At 60.1% G+C, this 13,880-nt stretch carries 11 protein-coding genes and 2 pseudogenes; 8 read left to right on the top strand and 5 right to left on the bottom strand.

Translation table 11 applies throughout. The features are described from left to right. Together AC1DLB_RS14575 and mnmC are read right to left on the bottom strand one after the other, a co-directional pair. A partial coding sequence (locus AC1DLB_RS14575) for an N-acetylglutaminylglutamine amidotransferase (protein WP_477785178.1) occupies positions 1-1,153 on the bottom strand: 1,153 nt, incomplete at its 3' end. A gap of 122 nt (positions 1,154-1,275) precedes the next feature. Continuing rightward, entirely contained in the window at positions 1,276-3,258 is a 1,983-nt protein-coding gene (gene mnmC, locus AC1DLB_RS14570; protein ID WP_477785177.1) for a bifunctional tRNA (5-methylaminomethyl-2-thiouridine)(34)-methyltransferase MnmC2/FAD-dependent 5-carboxymethylaminomethyl-2-thiouridine(34) oxidoreductase MnmC1, read from the bottom strand. A 320-nt stretch (positions 3,259-3,578) separates the two neighbouring features. On the opposite strand from mnmC, the gene pap reads away from it, so the two are divergent. Both pap and AC1DLB_RS14560 read left to right on the top strand, forming a co-directional pair. After that, positions 3,579-5,102 carry a polyphosphate:AMP phosphotransferase gene (gene pap, locus AC1DLB_RS14565; RefSeq protein WP_477785176.1) on the top strand — a complete coding sequence of 508 codons (1,524 nt, stop codon included), beginning with the start codon at positions 3,579-3,581 and terminating at the stop codon, positions 5,100-5,102. Positions 5,103-5,207: 105 nt separating this feature from the next. Then, on the top strand, positions 5,208-6,392 hold the full coding sequence (locus tag AC1DLB_RS14560) for a thiolase family protein (RefSeq protein ID WP_111454903.1): 1,185 nt from the start codon (positions 5,208-5,210) through the stop codon (positions 6,390-6,392). A gap of 86 nt (positions 6,393-6,478) precedes the next feature. Here the strand turns inward: AC1DLB_RS14560 and AC1DLB_RS14555 are convergent, their stop codons facing one another. Continuing rightward, complete coding sequence (locus AC1DLB_RS14555; RefSeq protein ID WP_138867015.1) at positions 6,479-6,682, bottom strand: DUF6316 family protein; 204 nt, start codon at positions 6,680-6,682, stop codon at positions 6,479-6,481. Between the two features lie 201 nt (positions 6,683-6,883). On the opposite strand from AC1DLB_RS14555, the gene AC1DLB_RS14550 reads away from it, so the two are divergent. Beyond that, positions 6,884-7,720: a DMT family transporter gene (locus AC1DLB_RS14550; RefSeq protein WP_477785175.1), complete on the top strand. Its 837-nt coding sequence runs from the start codon at positions 6,884-6,886 to the stop codon at positions 7,718-7,720. 19 nt (positions 7,721-7,739) lie between these two features. Here AC1DLB_RS14550 and AC1DLB_RS14545 read toward each other — a convergent pair whose 3' ends face one another. Next, positions 7,740-9,134: a class II fumarate hydratase gene (locus tag AC1DLB_RS14545; protein ID WP_477785174.1), complete on the bottom strand. Its 1,395-nt coding sequence runs from the start codon at positions 9,132-9,134 to the stop codon at positions 7,740-7,742. Positions 9,135-9,326: 192 nt separating this feature from the next. Between AC1DLB_RS14545 and AC1DLB_RS14540 the strand changes: the two genes are divergently transcribed. From AC1DLB_RS14540 to AC1DLB_RS14520, 5 genes and pseudogenes are all read left to right on the top strand, one after another. Beyond that, positions 9,327-9,857, top strand: a complete 531-nt coding sequence (locus AC1DLB_RS14540; RefSeq protein WP_018929867.1) for a DUF2059 domain-containing protein — start codon at positions 9,327-9,329, stop codon at positions 9,855-9,857. A 12-nt stretch (positions 9,858-9,869) separates the two neighbouring features. Further along, the gene (locus AC1DLB_RS14535) at positions 9,870-10,169 is read left to right on the top strand and encodes a BolA family protein (protein WP_007939900.1); all 300 of its coding nucleotides are present in this window, start codon (positions 9,870-9,872) and stop codon (positions 10,167-10,169) included. A 102-nt stretch (positions 10,170-10,271) separates the two neighbouring features. Beyond that, positions 10,272-11,213, top strand: a complete 942-nt coding sequence (gene trhO, locus AC1DLB_RS14530) for an oxygen-dependent tRNA uridine(34) hydroxylase TrhO (protein ID WP_477785173.1) — start codon at positions 10,272-10,274, stop codon at positions 11,211-11,213. Next, positions 11,191-11,487 (top strand): annotated as a pseudogene (locus tag AC1DLB_RS14525) (DsbA family protein); the annotation flags it as partial. The gene trhO and the pseudogene AC1DLB_RS14525, both read left to right, overlap by 23 nt. After that, positions 11,480-13,297 (top strand): ABC transporter ATP-binding protein, encoded by a 1,818-nt coding sequence (locus tag AC1DLB_RS14520; RefSeq protein WP_477785172.1) that lies wholly within the window; start codon positions 11,480-11,482, stop codon positions 13,295-13,297. The pseudogene AC1DLB_RS14525 and the gene AC1DLB_RS14520, both read left to right, overlap by 8 nt. A 13-nt stretch (positions 13,298-13,310) precedes the next feature. On the opposite strand, the pseudogene AC1DLB_RS14515 reads toward AC1DLB_RS14520, so the two are convergent. Continuing rightward, a pseudogene (locus AC1DLB_RS14515) lies at positions 13,311-13,880 on the bottom strand (hypothetical protein); the annotation flags it as partial.

Here is a 13,880-nt window from a genome sequence, read left to right as displayed (position 1 = left end):
GCGGATACCAGTGATACCCGGCGAACAACTCGTCCGCGCCCTGGCCGCTCTGCACCACTTTGCAATGCTTGGCCACTTCCCGGGACAGCAGGTAGAAGGCAATGCAGTCATGGCTGACCATCGGCTCGCTCATGGCGCGGAACGCTGCCGGCWGTTGCTCGATGATCTCTTGTTCGTCGATACGCAGTTGATGGTGCCGGGTGCCGTAGTGTTTGGCGATCAAGTCCGAATACTGAAATTCATCACCGCGCTCGCCACCGGCATCCTGGAAACCGATGGAAAAGGTCGACAAGTCTTCTACCCCGACTTCGCGCAACAGCCCGACCAACAGACTCGAATCGACGCCACCGGACAGCAGCACACCGACATCCACCGCCGCCCGTTGACGGATCGCCACCGCTTCACGGGTGCTGTCGAGCACGCGATCGCGCCAGTCTTCGAGGGTCAGATTCAGTTCGTCGGCATGTGGGCCGTAGGGCAGGGTCCACCAGGTTTTCTGCTCGGTGGTGCCGTCGGCTTCGATACGCATCCAGCTGGCCGGGGGCAGTTTTTCGATGCCCGCCAGCAAGGTGCGAGGGGCCGGGACCACCGCGTGGAAGTTCAGGTAATGATTGAGCGCCACCGGATCGAGGATCGGGTTGATGTCGCCGCCCTTGAGCAATGCCGGCAATGCCGAGGCAAAGCGCAGGCGCTGACCAGTACGCGACAGATACAGCGGCTTCACACCGAGACGGTCGCGGGCGATGAACAGACGCTGGGCGTCACGTTCCCAAATGGCGAAGGCGAACATGCCGTTGAGCTTGGGCAACAGCGCTTCACCCCAGGCGTGATAGCCCTTGAGCAGCACTTCGGTGTCGCCACCGGAGTAGAAGGCATAACCGAGGCTTTCCAGCTCGGTGCGCAGTTCCGGGAAGTTGTAGATAGCGCCGTTGAAGGCCAGGGACAGGCCCAGTTGGTTATCGATCATCGGCTGCGCCGAGCCGTCCGACAGGTCCATGATTTTCAGGCGCCGATGGCCCAGGGCAATCGGGCCTTGGCTGTGGAAACCCCACGCATCAGGGCCGCGAGGGGCCAGGTGATGGGTGATTCGTTCAATGGCTGCGAGGTCCGCAGGTTGATGGTCGAAACGTAATTCTCCAGCTAATCCGCACATAAGTCCTTACCGGTTTTTCCGTTGGGGAGGGTCAATCGATACCCGCCAAAAACGGCGGGTACCCGGAAACTGACCCGGCTGAATCCCTGGAGTTTTAGACCGATAAGTTATAAGTCGGTGTATCAGACTTTTCCGCGGATCAACTGGCGCAAGGCAAAACGGTTGGGATGGCAGGCCTCGGCCACGGCTTTGGGCAAGGGCAAAGGCTCGTTCTCAAGCCATGCCGCCAACAGTTCGCCGGACAATGGCGCGGTGATCAAACCGCGAGAACCATGACCGCTGTTGACGTAAAACCCATCAAGCCACGGGCAGGGCACATCGGGCACTTGCCGGGCATCTTTGCTCAGCGCGGCATAGGCATTGGCGAAGCTGKTCTGATCGGCCAACGGTCCGACGATCGGCAGGTAATCGGGACTGGTGCAGCGGAACGCCGCGCGCCCTTCAAGCTGCTGCGGGTCCAGGTCTTGAACATGCAGGCGGGTGACCAGGTCGGTGGAGATTTCTTCGAGCAACGCCAGGTTGCCGAGGTGCTCGGCGACAGTCGGGGTCAGATCGTCACTCTTGAAATCGAAGCTGGCGCCAAGCGTGTGTTCGCCCAGACGTGCCGGTGCCACATAGCCTTCGGCGCAGACGACGGTCGCCAGGCTCTGGCTTTCAGGGGTTTGCGCCAGTCGGGTGATCTGGCCGCGAATGCGTTTGAGGGGCAGCTCGGCGCTCTGGGGGAAGCGTTTGATCTCGGCGGCACCGGCGAGAATCACCACGGGCGCGCTGGCCAGCAGTGTCTCGCCGTCCCAGGCCTGCCATTGATCCTCCACCTTGCGCAGTTCCAGCACCTCGCGATGGGGCAGCCACTGAATGTTCGTTGAAGACGCCTGCCACTGGCACAACGCAGGAGGATGAACCCAGCCGCCTTCGGGGAAGAACAGGCCGCCGTGCTCCAGTTCGATACCGGCCCGGGCCTGTGCTTGCGGTTGATCGAGCAGGTGTACCAGGCCTGGCGGAAAGGCCGTGGCCAATTGCGCCTGACGTTCGGCTTCCTTGGCATTGAAGGCCAGTTGCAAGACCCCGCAATCGTCCCAGTCGACGCCGCGCTGCAACTGTTCCAGCAGGCGCCGGGTGTAACCAAAACCGCTGACGATCAATTGCGACAGCGCGGTGCCGTGGGCCGAAAGCTTGAGGTACAGCACGCCCTGAGGGTTGCCCGAGGCTTCCTGCGCCAGTGCTTCGTGGCGCTCCAACAGGCTCACTTGCCAACCCCTTGCGGCAAGACTGGCGGCGCTGGCGCAACCGGCCAGCCCGGCACCGATCACCAGGGCGTGGCGCTCGCCGGTCGGCGGGGTTGGGCGAGCGAACCAGGGTTTAGTCGCGGCAGGTGGTGCGGTCTCTTCAGGCCAGCCAAGAAAGGTGCCCCGCAGGATCTCCCACTTGTGACCGATGCCTGGCGTGCGTTTCATCTTGAAGCCCGCCGCATTCAGCAGTCGGCGCACCCAACCGGTGCTGGTGAAGGTGCTGATGGTCGAGCCGGGTGCCGCCAGACGGGCCAGTTCGGCAAACAGCTCGGCAGTCCACATGTCGGGGTTTTTCGCCGGGGCGAAACCGTCGAGGAACCAGGCGTCGATCTGCGCGTCCAGTTGTGGCAACTGCTCCAGTGCATCGCCAATCAGCAGGGTCAGGGTGACGCGGCCATTGCCCAGCACCAGGCGCTGGAAACCTTGATGAATCGCCACGTATTGCGCCAGCAATTGATCGGCGAACGGCTTGAGATCCGGCCATAACGCCAGGGCCCGTTGCAGATCGGCGGTGCTCAGCGGGTACTTTTCGACACTGACAAAATGCAGCCGCGCACCGGCCACTGCGTGCTGTTCGAACAACTGCCAGGCACAGAGAAAATTCAGTCCGGTGCCGAAACCTGTTTCGCCAATCACCAGACGCCCGCCCGCCGGCAATGCTGCGAAGCGGTCGCGCAAATCGTTTTGCTCCAGAAACACGTAACGGGTTTCTTCAAGGCCCGACTGGTCGGAAAAGTACACATCATCGAACACCCGCGAACGCGGGCGACCTTGGTCGTCCCAGTCGAGCTGGGCGTGGGGCAATACAGGTTTCATGGCAGGCTCGGCAACGGCAAGACCGCCATTCTAGCCGATCGCCACGGTGGTGCTTGATCCGTGGCAAGTGCCACATTCGGGGGGCAGGGAGAATCGTCGTTTTGTGGCGAGGGAGCTTGCTCCCGCTCGGGTGCGAAGCAGCCGCAAGTTGGTTGTCTATGTACCCCCGGAGTACAAGTTTTTTGGTATCGGGACGGCTTCGCCGTCCAGCGGGAGCAAGCTCCCTCGCCACAGGGTTCGTATCAGTCTCAAAGATGGATTTGTCCTGCGCATGAGACGTCAATCCGCTAGTCTTGCTCAATCCTGGAAGGAGCGTCTCCATGTTCGAATCCGCCGAAATCGGTCATGCCATTGACAAAGAAACCTATGAAGCCGAAGTGCCGGCCCTGCGTGAAGCCTTGCTCGAAGCGCAGTTCGAACTTCGGCAGCAACACCGTTTTCCAGTGATCATTTTGATCAACGGCATCGAAGGGGCCGGCAAGGGCGAGACGGTCAAGTTGCTCAACGAATGGATGGACCCGCGCCTGATCGAGGTCCGCACCTTCGACCAGCAAACCGACGAAGAGCTGGCTCGACCACCCGCCTGGCGCTATTGGCGGATGCTCCCGGCCAAGGGGCGCATGGGGATTTTCTTCGGTAACTGGTACAGCCAGATGCTGCAAGGGCGGGTTCATGGTTTGTTCAAGGATCCGCGACTCGATCAAGCCATCAACGGCGCCGAACGGCTGGAGAAGATGTTGTGCGACGAAGGCGCGCTGATCTTCAAGTTCTGGTTTCACCTCTCCAAGAAACAAATGAAAGCGCGGCTCAAGGCGCTGAACGACGATCCGCTGCACAGCTGGCGCATCAGCCCGCTGGACTGGCAACAATCCGCGACCTACGACAAGTTCGTGAAGTACGGCGAACGGGTGCTGCGCCGTACCAGCCGCGACTATGCGCCGTGGCATGTGATTGCCGGCCTGGATGCGCGTTATCGCAGCCTGGCGGTCGGCAAGATTCTGCTCGAGGGCCTGCAGAGCGCACTCAAGAGACCCAGGATTCACCCGCACAAAGTCAGTGCCGCGCCCTTGTCTCCCAGCGTCGATCACGTGAATCTGCTCGACAGCCTGGACCTGACCCTGAACCTGGACAAGGACGATTACGAAGAGCAACTGATTACCGAGCAGGCACGGTTTTCCGGGCTGATGCGCGACAAACGCATGCGTCGTCACGCGTTGATCGCGGTGTTCGAGGGCAACGACGCGGCAGGCAAGGGCGGGGCGATCCGTCGGGTGGCCGCGGCACTCGACCCACGTCAGTACAACATCGTGCCGATCRCCGCGCCTACCGAAGAAGAGCGGGCGCAGCCGTATCTCTGGCGGTTCTGGCGGCATATTCCGGCGCGGGGAAAATTCACTGTGTTCGATCGTTCCTGGTATGGCCGGGTGCTGGTGGAGCGCATCGAGGGTTTTTGCAGCGAGGCGGACTGGTTGCGTGCCTACAGCGAGATCAACGACTTCGAAGAGCAGCTCGACGATGCCGGGGTGATCGTGGTCAAGTTCTGGCTGACCATCGACAAACAGACTCAGATGGAGCGCTTCCAGGAGCGCGAAGAGATCCCCTTCAAGCGTTTCAAGATCACTGAAGACGACTGGCGTAACCGCGACAAGTGGGACGATTACCGCGCCGCGGTCGGCGATATGGTCGACCGCACCAGCACCGAGGTATCGCCCTGGACCCTGGTGGAAGCCAACGACAAGCGCTGGGCGCGGGTCAAGGTATTGCGCACCCTCAATGAGGCGCTGGAAACAGCATTCGAAAAGTCCGACAAACGGGAGAAGAAACTGCAAAAGCGCAAGCGCTGAGCCGATGGTTACGCATACGCGGGGTGAATGATTGTCGCGGTCAGTCATGAGTGGGACTTATGCTCGATCCAACTCCCGACTGACAACAACAATGAGGTGTATGCCATGCGTGAAGTGGTGATCGTCGACAGCGTGCGGACCGGCCTGGCCAAATCCTTTCGCGGCAAGTTCAACATGACCCGTCCCGATGACATGGCGGCCCACTGTGTCAACGCGCTGCTCACGCGCAATGACGTCGACCCGTCCAGCGTCGAGGATTGCATCGTCGGCGCCGGTTCCAACGAAGGTGCCCAGGGTTACAACATCGGTCGCAACGTCGCGGTGCTGTCGCACCTGGGCATCGGCACGGGTGGCATGACCCTTAACCGCTTCTGTTCGTCGGGCTTGCAGGCCATCGCGATTGCCGCCAATCAGATCGCTTCCGGTTGCAGCGACATCATCGTCGCCGGCGGTGTCGAGTCGATCAGCCTGACCATGAAAAGCGTCAATACCGACCACCTGATCAACCCGCTGCTGAAAGAGCAGGTGCCAGGTATCTATTTCCCCATGGGCCAGACGGCCGAGATCGTCGCGCGTCGTTACAGCGTCAGTCGTGAAGAGCAGGATCTGTACGCCCTGCAAAGCCAGCAACGTACCGCTCTGGCGCAGGCCGCCGGGTTGTTCAACGATGAAATCGTGCCGATGGCGGTGAAGTATCGCGTTGAAGACAAGGCCACCGGCCAGGTGCAGATCCTCGACGGCATTGTCGATCACGACGACTGCAACCGCCCCGACACCACCCTGCAAAGCCTGGCGGGATTGAAACCGGTGTTTGCCGAAGACGGCTCGGTAACGGCCGGCAACTCTTCGCAGCTGTCCGACGGTGCTTCGATGACCCTGGTGATGAGCCTGGAAAAAGCCCTGGCGCTGGGGCTCAAGCCCAAAGCCTTCTTTCGCGGTTTCACCGTGGCCGGGTGCCAGCCGGACGAGATGGGCATCGGCCCGGTGTTCTCGGTGCCGAAGTTGCTCAAGGCCAAGGGGTTGCAGATTGCCGACATTGATTTGTGGGAGCTCAATGAAGCGTTCGCCTCGCAATGCCTGTACAGCCGCGATCGGCTGGAAATCGACAACGACAAATACAACGTCAATGGCGGCTCGATTTCCATCGGCCACCCGTTCGGCATGACCGGTTCGCGTCAGGTCGGGCACATCGTGCGCGAGTTGCAGCGGCGTAACCTGCGTTACGGCATCGTTACCATGTGCGTGGGGGGCGGGATGGGGGCTACGGGGTTGTTTGAGGCGGTGCGGTAATTCCGTGAGGTCGCCTTCGCGGGCAAGCCTCGCTCCTTGTATGTTGCGCTTACACCCCGCGAGAGCAGTTATGCTCGCGGGTGTTGTCATCTCGATGACATGTTCATGCTCAAAGCCTGCATCCGCTCGATATAAGCCTGGATCTCCTTCTCGGCCGTCGCCGGATTATCGAACGGCCCCTCCAGGGTCTGTTCCCGGGTGGTGAAATACAACTCCCCATTGACACGACACAACCGGTCACAGCGAAAGTGCGTGGCGGGGGTGGTGTCCTGGGCGCGCATGCCGTACATGGGCGATCTCCTGCAGAGGGCGGTTTCAATGAGCTTATGCATGAACCCTTTGCAACGCCTGGCGAGCTGATCGACGGCATCCCGTCAATGTCATGGTGCGACCCGCACAGTTTCATTCGCGGCCCGAGGGCAACTGTCCCTGTGTCGCGCTTCGGTCTGAGCCTAGAATGAGCATTCTTGCCAATGGGCTTCGGGGGCAGCATGCATATTTCATCGGGTCGCTGGGTGTACGGTTTATTCCTGGCCTTGCTGACCGCGTTGTTGTGGGGAATTCTGCCGATCAAACTCAAGCAAGTGCTGCTGGTGATGGACCCAGTGACAGTGACCTGGTTTCGCCTGATGGTGTCCGGCGGGTGCCTGTTCATATATCTGGCGGCGACCAGACGCTTGCCGAGTCGCAAAGTCCTCGGCCCGCGCGGTGGCTGGTTGGTGTTGATGGCGGTACTCGGACTGGTCGGCAACTACGTGCTGTACCTGATGGGCCTGAACCTGCTCAGCGCCGGCACCGCACAACTGGTGGTGCAGATGGGCCCGATCATGTTGCTGATCGCCAGTCTGTTCGTGTTCAAGGAGCGTTTCAGCGTGGGACAGGGGATTGGCCTGCTGGTGCTGCTGATCGGCTTTGCACTGTTCTTCAATCAGCGCCTGGGCGAGTTGCTCACCTCCCTGACCGATTACACCGCGGGTGTGCTGATGGTGCTGTTGGCGTCGACGGTCTGGACCTTCTATGCCTTGGGCCAGAAGCAGTTGCTCACGGTGTGGAATTCGTTGCAGGTGATGATGGTGATTTACCTGTTCTGCGCGCTGTTGCTGACGCCGTGGGTGCATCCGCTGGAAGCACTGCAACTGAGCCCGCTGCAAGGCTGGCTGCTGCTGGCGTGCTGCTTGAACACCCTGATCGCGTATGGCGCCTTCGCCGAAGCCCTGGCCCATTGGGAAGCGTCGCGGGTCAGCGCGACGCTGGCGATCACGCCGCTGGTGACCTTTGCCGCGGTGGCCGTGGCGGCCTGGTTATGGCCTGATTCCCGCGATGACTGACTGTCGGGCGCTAGAGAACTCAGCCCTTGGCCCCTGCCTCCAGCATATTCTCCGGCCTCACCCACGCATCGAACTCTTCATTGGTCAGATACCCCAACTTCAACGCCGCCTCACGCAGTGTCAGCCCCTCGCTGTAGGCCTTCTTGGCAATCTCGGCTGATTTGTCGTAGCCGATGTGCGGGTTCAGCGCCGTCACCAGCATCAAGCCTCGTTCCAGATGCTCGGCCATTTTCTCGGCATCCGGTTCCAGGCCGGCGATGCAATGCTGCTGGAAGTTGCTGCAGCCGTCGCCCAGCAAGCGGATCGATTGCAGCAGGTTGTGGATGATCACCGGTTTGAACACGTTCAATTGCAGATGCCCCTGACTGGCGGCAAAACCGATGGCGACGTCGTTGCCCAACACCTGACAGGCCAGCATCGACAACGCTTCGCACTGGGTCGGGTTGACCTTGCCGGGCATGATCGAGCTGCCCGGCTCGTTGGCCGGCAGTTTCACTTCGGCAAGTCCGCCACGTGGCCCGGAGCCCAGCAGGCGCAGGTCGTTGGCGATTTTCATCAGGGTCACGGCGAGGGTTTTCAGGGCGCCGGACAGCGTGGTCAGTGGCTCATGACCGGCCAGTGCGGCGAATTTGTTCGGCGCGGTGACGAACGGCAGGCCGGAGAGGGCGGCCAGTTCGGCGGCGATCGCTTCGCCAAAACCGTGGGGTGAGTTCAACCCGGTGCCGACCGCGGTGCCGCCCTGGGCCAGTTCACAAACCGCCGGCAACGCGTTGCGGATCGCCCGCTCGGCGTAATCCAGTTGTGCGATGAACGCCGAGAGTTCCTGACCGAAGGTAATCGGCGTGGCGTCCATCATGTGGGTACGACCGGTCTTGACCAGTTTCATGTGCCGCGCGGACAGCTCCGCCAAGCCGYCGGACAACTCAGCGATCGCCGGCAGCAAATGCTGTTGCACCGCCTGAACCGTCGCGATGTGCATGGCCGTGGGAAAGCAATCGTTGGAACTCTGGGAGCGGTTGACGTGATCGTTGGGGTGCACCGGGCTCTTGCCACCGCGCGGGTTGCCGGCCAGTTCGTTGGCGCGACCGGCGATCACTTCGTTGACGTTCATGTTGCTCTGGGTGCCGCTGCCGGTCTGCCAGACCACCAGCGGGAACTGGTCGTCATGTTGGCCGTCGAGCACTTCGTCGGCCGCTTGTTCGATCAGGCGGGCGATGTCGGCGGGCAGGTCGCCATTACGATCGTTGACGCGTGCCGCGGCTTTCTTGATCAGGGCCAGGGCATGCAACACAGCCAGCGGCATGCGTTCGTTGCCAATGGCGAAATTAATCAGCGAGCGTTGCGTCTGAGCGCCCCAGTAAGCGTCATCCGGGACTTCCACCTGGCCCAGGCTGTCGGTTTCGATACGGCTCATCATGCACACTCCTGTAGGTCTGATAGCGCAGTTTAGGCTGTGATCGCCGGTTGTGGTTCCATCAGTCTGGAATTTGACCGTTCGACCCCTCTAAATCAGTCGCGACAAGGCTTGGGGTTGAGCGACACACTTTTTTAGGCGCAGAATGGGCGCCCTTGGGGTTATACCTCGCCTGCTAGAAAAGGAAACTCGATGACTCGTCTTCGTGCCATCTGTACCGCGGTTGCACTGGTTTGCGCCAGCGGCCAGGTTTTTGCCGATACCGCCAGCCACAACGCCAGTGCCGAAGCTTTCCTGACCCTGGCGCACGCTGACAAACTGGGCACTCCGGTGTACATGCAAGTGCAGCAAATGTTCGCTCAGCGCTTTGAACAGACCAAAGCCCCTGAGTCGAAGAAAGCCGTTCTGGAAACTTATCAGGCCAAGGCCAACGCAGCGCTGGACGCAGCCATTGGCTGGAACAAGCTGAAGCCGGACATGGTCAAGCTCTACACCACCAACTTCAGCGAATCCGAGCTCAAGGATCTGGTGGCGTTCTACCAGTCGCCACTGGGCAAGAAAGTCCTGGAAAAAATGCCGCAGCTGACTCAGCAATCGGCCCAGATGACTCAAGCCAAGCTGGAAAGCGCGGTGCCTGTGGTCAACAAACTGCTGGCTGACATGACTAACGAGCTGGATCCTAAAGCCGGCGCCGCTGCTCCTGCAGCCAAGAAAAAGCCTTAAGCGGAGCCGGGTATGACCATGCAACAACGCATCGAATCGACGCTGGGGCTGCTACAGCCCGAGCACCTGCAAGTGCTGGATGAAAGCCATATGCACAGCCGTGGGTTGCAGACCCACTTCAAGGCGGTGGTGGTCAGCCGGCAGTTCGAAGGGCTCAATCGCGTCAAGCGTCACCAGAAGGTGTACGGCACTTTGGGCGAACTGATGGGCGAGTTCCATGCGTTGGCGCTGCATACCTACACGCCGGAGGAATGGGCGCAGATCGATGCGGCTCCGGCCTCGCCGACCTGTGCTGGCGGCAGCAAGCATTAACCCTTGGTTTTTTGCTAGAATCCGCAACGCGCCGCTTACCCGGCGCGTTTTTTTTCGCATCCGGTTCACCCCTTACGAGGGTAGCCACCTGGAGAATTACCCATGACACAACAGATTGTCGTGGCGGCACTGTATAAGTTCGTCACCCTGGAAAATTACGTTGATCTGCGTGAGCCACTGCTGCAAGCGATGATCGACAACGGCATCAAAGGCACGCTGCTGATCGCCGAAGAAGGCATCAACGGCACCGTGTCCGGCAGCCGCGAAGGCATCGACGGGCTGATGGCCTGGCTCAAGAACGACCCGCGCATGGACGACATCGACCACAAAGAGTCGTACTGCGACGAACAGCCGTTCTACCGCACCAAAGTCAAACTCAAGAAAGAAATCGTCACCCTGGGCGTTGAGGGCGTGGACCCGAACAAAAAGGTCGGCACCTATGTGGATCCGCAGAACTGGAACGCGCTCATCAGCGATCCGGAAGTGCTGTTGATCGACACCCGTAATGACTACGAAGTCTCGATCGGCACCTTCGAAGGCGCCATCGATCCGAAGACCACCAGTTTTCGCGAATTCCCCGACTACATCAAAGCCAACTTCGACCCGGCCGTGCACAAGAAAGTCGCGATGTTCTGCACCGGTGGCATTCGCTGCGAGAAGGCGTCGAGCTACATGCTCAGCCAGGGTTTCGACGAGGTCTATCACCTCAAGGGCGGCATCCTGAAGTACCTCGAAGAGGTGCCGCAGGAAGAAACCAAATGGCAGGGCGACTGCTTCGTGTTCGATAACCGTGTGACCGTTCGTCACGATCTCAGCGAAGGCGACTACGATCAATGTCATGCCTGTCGTACGCCCGTCAGCGTTGAAGACCGCGCATCCGAGCACTATGTGGCCGGCATCAGTTGCCCGCATTGCTGGGATAAGCTGAGCGAGAAAACCCGTCGCAGTGCCATCGACCGGCAGAAGCAGATCGAACTGGCCAAGGCGCGCAACATGCCGCACCCGATCGGTTACAACTACAATCCAGCATGCGTTCTATGCTGAAGGTCGCGACGTTACCCGTGCCAGCGTGTTGGTGGAACTGGCGGAGCAGGCCGGTTTGCCACGCATCGAATTTGCCGCAGCGTTCGATCGTGCCGATCAGCACGCTGCGACCGCCGCCGATTTCACTTGGGTCCAGGACCTGGGTATTGCCGGTTTTCCGACCTTGCTGGCAGAGCGCAATGGTCAATTGGCGCTGCTGACCAATGGCTATCAGCCCTTGAGCGAGTTGTCACCGTTGCTCGGCCGCTGGCTGGAGCGCGCTGCCTGTGCATGATCTGCCCGATGATGCAGCAGCTCCCAAACGTGTCGATCGGCTGAGCTGGGCGGAAGTCCGCCGCCTGGCCCTACACCATAAAAAATCCCTGTGGATCGCCAACGGCGTTGCGGTATTGGCAACGCTGTGCAGCGTGCCGATCCCGTTGCTGTTGCCGTTGCTGGTGGATGAAGTGCTGCTGGGGCATGGTGACGTTGCGCTGAAAATCATGAACCACGCGCTGCCCGACGTCTGGCAGAAAGCCGCGGGTTATATCGGCCTGATGCTGCTGGTGACCCTGGCGCTGCGTTGCGCCGCGTTGTTGTTCAACGTGGTGCAGGCGAAATTGTTTGCGGCGCTGGCCAAGGACATTGTGTATCGGATTCGGGTGCGGTTGATCGACCGGCTCAAGCGCATCTCGCTGGGCGAATACGAAAGCCTGGGTAGTGGCACGGTGACCACGCATCTGGTCACCGACCTGGACACGCTGGACAAATTCGTCGGCGAAACCCTCAGTCGTTTCCTCGTGGCGATGCTGACACTGGTGGGCACCGCATCGATCCTGATGTGGATGCACTGGAAACTCGCGCTGCTGATCCTGCTGTTCAACCCGCTGGTGATCTACGCCACGGTGCAGTTGGGCAAGCGGGTCAAACATCTGAAGAAGCTCGAGAACGACAGCACCTCACGCTTCACCCAAGCCTTGACCGAAACCCTGGACGCCATCCAGGAAGTGCGTGCCGGTAATCGTCAGGGTTTTTTCCTCGGACGGTTGGGGCAACGAGCGCGGGAAGTGCGCGATTACGCGGTGAGCTCGCAGTGGAAAACCGATGCATCGAATCGGGCCAGCGGTTTGCTGTTCCAGTTCGGCATCGATATTTTCCGCGCCGCGGCCATGCTCACCGTGCTGTTTTCCGACCTGTCCATCGGCCAGATGCTGGCGGTGTTCAGCTACCTGTGGTTCATGATCGGTCCGGTGGAACAGCTGCTCAATCTGCAGTACGCCTTTTATGCCGCTGGTGGTGCGCTGTCGCGGATCAACGAGTTGCTGGCCCGTGCCGACGAGCCGCAATACACCGGCAGCGTCGACCCGTTTCAGGGGCGCGACACGGTGGGCATCGAAGTTCAGGGACTGAGTTTCGGCTACGGCGACGAGTTGGTGCTGAACCAAATGAACCTGTCGATTGCCCCCGGTGAAAAAGTCGCGATTGTCGGCGCCAGCGGTGGAGGCAAAAGTACTCTGGTGCAGTTGCTGCTGGGCTTGTACACGCCGCTGGCCGGGACTATCCGTTTCGGTGGTTCGACTCAGCAAGAAATCGGCCTGGAAACCGTACGCGAAAATGTCGCCGTGGTCCTGCAACATCCCGCCMTGTTCAACGACACCGTGCGCGCCAACCTGACCATGGGCCGCGAACGCAGTGACGAGGCCTGCTGGCAGGCACTGGAAATTGCTCAGTTGCAACACACGGTGCGTGAACTGCCCAATGGCCTGGACAGTATCGTCGGGCGATCCGGCGTGCGTTTATCCGGCGGGCAGCGTCAACGCCTGGCGATTGCCCGAATGGTGTTGGCCGAGCCCAAAGTGGTGATCCTCGACGAAGCCACGTCCGCACTGGACGCGGCCACTGAGTACAACCTGCACCAGGCGCTGGCGCGGTTCTTGAGCCACCGCACCACGTTGATCATTGCGCATCGATTGTCGGCCGTGAAGCAGGCCGATCGGGTGCTGGTGTTCGATGGCGGGCAGGTTGCCGAGGATGGCGACCATCAGCAGTTGATTGCCGATGGTGGTTTGTACGCCAAGCTGTATGGGCATTTGCAGCAGCACTGATAAAGTCGCGAAGTCATTTCCAGGTCACTTGCAGTGCACCAGGGCTACCGTCATAACCAAATTGCTTCATGACGACGGCGCATGAGTCGCAAGGCGCCATAGTGGTGGCTATCGTGATGGAATCAAGATCTTTAGGGTCAGGGTATTTGGTTCGTATGACGCTGATGAGCTTGCTTTCGGTGTCCAGCGAAGTGGGGCGAGATGTGAGCGCAGGCGTGTACGTCTCAATATTGTCGATGGTGTGGGGGATCGCCTGTAGCTTGCCTTGGGGAGTTACGCTAAGTGCCGTCTCCGGGAAGCGCATTCCATTATCTATATTGAAGTAACTCGTACTGCCGACTTTTACTTCATCCATATTTCTGTTTTTGGCAAACAACGGCAAAAAGCCGGTGTCACGCTTGCTACCGGATACGCTGACATACACTTCACGCACCCCTGCCTTGGTCTTGATTTCGACGAACGCAATGTTCCTGGGGTTGTGCAAAGGCCGACCGGTTTTTTGCCTGATAAGTTCTTGTAGTTGCCGCATTGTGTCATCGATTTTTAATGCCTTGGGTCCGCCCTGAACCGACGACTCCAAGGT

Source organism: Pseudomonas sp. 05N434 (genome assembly GCF_056396965.1).
The sequence above is the reverse complement of the archived record's forward strand: the minus strand, read 5'-3'. Positions and strand labels throughout refer to the sequence as shown.

Excerpts from the sequence above, each read along its gene's own strand:
- AC1DLB_RS14560 (WP_111454903.1), top strand. The coding sequence starts at position 5,208 with ATGCGTGAAGTGGTGATCGTCGACAGCGTGCGGACCGGCCTGGCCAAA.
- AC1DLB_RS14555 (WP_138867015.1), bottom strand. The coding sequence starts at position 6,682 with ATGTACGGCATGCGCGCCCAGGACACCACCCCCGCCACGCACTTTCGC.
- AC1DLB_RS14550 (WP_477785175.1), top strand. The coding sequence starts at position 6,884 with ATGCATATTTCATCGGGTCGCTGGGTGTACGGTTTATTCCTGGCCTTG.
- AC1DLB_RS14540 (WP_018929867.1), top strand. The coding sequence starts at position 9,327 with ATGACTCGTCTTCGTGCCATCTGTACCGCGGTTGCACTGGTTTGCGCC.
- AC1DLB_RS14535 (WP_007939900.1), top strand. The coding sequence starts at position 9,870 with ATGACCATGCAACAACGCATCGAATCGACGCTGGGGCTGCTACAGCCC.
- trhO (WP_477785173.1), top strand. The coding sequence starts at position 10,272 with ATGACACAACAGATTGTCGTGGCGGCACTGTATAAGTTCGTCACCCTG.